The 569-nt window shown below is 40.8% G+C and carries 1 protein-coding gene; it reads right to left on the bottom strand.

The genetic code is table 11. From position 1 onward, the window contains the following. Positions 1-181 precede the first annotated feature (181 nt). On the bottom strand, positions 182-415 hold the full coding sequence (locus tag CBG25_RS09100; protein ID WP_290606162.1) for a hypothetical protein: 234 nt from the start codon (positions 413-415) through the stop codon (positions 182-184). Between the last annotated feature and the right edge of the window lie 154 nt (positions 416-569).

Here is a 569-nt window from a genome sequence, read left to right as displayed (position 1 = left end):
AAACAACGTTTTTAGAGGGCGAGGAGTGAATTCAGAAAGCACGGGGGTAATTTTATATGATTTCCAGAAGTTCAAGGTACCACCATTCTACCCGATATCGATTTGCAGCCGCTAGGCTGCTTCCTTGTGGCTAAAAATCGAATTTAAGCGGCCTAGAACGCTCTGTACGGCGTTTTCACCTTCAAGACAAACAAAACCACCACTTCAAACTAAGGATCACGTACAAGGCCATACACGCTGTAACGTCATTTTGTCTTCGACCATTAAACTGCTGCATCGCTGCAAAGCCTGTAAAAAACCAAAACCCGCCTATCAGAGGCTGTCGGCTGTCGCAAAAGAGGCTGTCGCAAAAGGGGTGGAATTTTTTTTTCAACAATAAACTAGTTGCTGAATAGAGACTTGCATTTTTTGTCACGCTATTGAGAATAAAAAGAGGTTTAACTTAGAGAATAAAGGTTTGAAATGATCAACAAAGAGCGGCTGTTACGAGATAATCGTTTATGTAAAGCAATCATTGGATTATCAGTCGAAGAATTGAAAAATTTAGCCGCTGAATTTTCAGCTTGTTA

Origin of the sequence: Arsenophonus sp. ENCA (assembly GCF_002287155.1) — a bacterium.
Classification (GTDB): domain Bacteria; phylum Pseudomonadota; class Gammaproteobacteria; order Enterobacterales; family Enterobacteriaceae; genus Arsenophonus; species Arsenophonus nilaparvatae.
The sequence above is the reverse complement of the archived record's forward strand: the minus strand, read 5'-3'. Positions and strand labels throughout refer to the sequence as shown.